Origin of the sequence: Rhizomonospora bruguierae (assembly GCF_018397995.1) — a bacterium.
Taxonomy (GTDB): domain Bacteria; phylum Actinomycetota; class Actinomycetes; order Mycobacteriales; family Micromonosporaceae; genus Rhizomonospora; species Rhizomonospora bruguierae.
This window is the reverse complement of sequence record NZ_BBQH01000144.1, coordinates 1-1577: the sequence shown is the minus strand read 5'-3', so window position 1 is coordinate 1577 and position 1577 is coordinate 1. Positions and strand designations below refer to the sequence as shown.

2 protein-coding genes are annotated in these 1577 nt (G+C 67.5%); one reads left to right on the top strand and one right to left on the bottom strand.

The features are described from left to right. Window positions 1-31: 31 nt before the first annotated feature. Window positions 32-361: a hypothetical protein gene (locus KJS59_RS30525; RefSeq protein WP_213457450.1), complete on the bottom strand. Its 330-nt coding sequence runs from the start codon at window positions 359-361 to the stop codon at window positions 32-34. A 128-nt stretch (window positions 362-489) separates the two neighbouring features. Between KJS59_RS30525 and KJS59_RS30520 the strand changes: the two genes are divergently transcribed. Next, complete coding sequence (locus KJS59_RS30520) at window positions 490-1545, top strand: IS630 family transposase (protein ID WP_213457448.1); 1056 nt, start codon at window positions 490-492, stop codon at window positions 1543-1545. Window positions 1546-1577: the final 32 nt, after the last annotated feature.

The following is a 1577-nucleotide window of genomic DNA, read 5'->3' as shown; positions in this document are numbered from 1 at the left end:
CTAGTGCAGCCCCGCGTTAATCCTTGATGGGTCAGGACCAGGCGGTGGGGTCGCCGAGGTAGAGCCCGCAGGCGCAATCGATGGCCTCTTCGGGGGTTCCGGCGGGTTGACCATTGGGCAGGAACGAGTCTTCGTAGCCGTCGCGGCTGGCGAGGTGGATGGCGAAGCCCCACTGGTCGGCGGTGCCGGTGAAGCGCAGCCGGCACAATGGCCAGATGTCACCGTCCTCGTCGGCGTCGATGTAGGCGTAGTCGCCGCGGAACCGCACCACCATGCGGGTCAGCTGAGGCCAGCGGGCCGCTCGGTGTGCCTCGACCCGGTCAGCGAGGGCGGTCTTGACGGTGTCGGGCATCTTCGCCATGGAGGTCATCGTGCCCGACGCCGGTGTGTCGCATGGCCTCCACCCTCCGGTATTGATACAGATCCTCTCCGCGTGGCTGATCATGCCCCCCCTTGTTGAGTCGCTGGCCACGCGGAGAGGACACCCCTGTGCCGCCGTCCGCGCGGAGCGTGATCATCGACGCGCAACAGCGTTCCCGGCTGGAGGCCCTGGCCCGGTCACGCACCGCCGGGCTGCGCGAGGTCCAACGAGCCCGCATCGTCCTGACCGCCGCCGACGGCGCCAGCAACGCCGCCATCGCACGGGACCTGTCGATCACACAGAACACAGTCCGTACCTGGCGCAACCGGTTCGCCGAGCACGGCATCGACGGCTTGGCCGACCGGCCACGACCGGGACGACCCCCGGTCTACGGCCCCGACACCCACCTGCGGATCGTGGCCGCCGTCACCAGCGAACTGCCCGAGGCTGACAGCGTGTGGTCGCACCGGCTGCTGGCCGAACACCTGCACGCCGACGGGATCAGCGCCTCCCAGATCGGGCGGATCCTGGCCGATCTGGACCTCAAGCCCCACCGGGTACGCGGCTGGTTGACCCGCCGCCCGGATCCCGCCTTCTTCACCAAGGCCGCCGAGGTCTGCGACCTGTACCTCAACCAGCCCGCCGATTCCATGGTGGTCTGCATCGACGAGAAGACCGCCATCGCCGCCCGTAGCCGCAAGCATCCCGACCAGCCGGCCCGGCCCGGGCGCGCGGCACGACGCGAGTTCGAGTACGTCCGCCACGGCACCGTCTCGATCATCGCAGCCCTGCACGTCCACACCGGCGAGATCCTCACCGAACAGATCGTCCGCAACGACTCGACCACCTTCATCGCCTTCCTGACCATGCTCGATGCCCACATCGACCCGAAGCTGACCGTTCACCTCGTGCTGGACAACGGCTCGTCGCACACGTCGAAGGCGACGAAGAAGTGGCTCCGCGAGCACCCCCGCTTCCAGCCGCACTACACCCCCGCCCACGCATCCTGGCTCGACCAGGCCGAACTGTTCTTCTCGATCCTGACCAGACGACTGCTACGCCGGGGCGAATTCACCTCGCGCCAGGACCTCGCCGACAAGATCGAAAACTTCGTCATCGTCTACAACCGAGCCGCCAAGCCCTTCCGATGGACATACGACGGACGACCCCTCAAAGCGGCATAAACCCCTCAAGGATTAACGCGGGGCTGCACTAG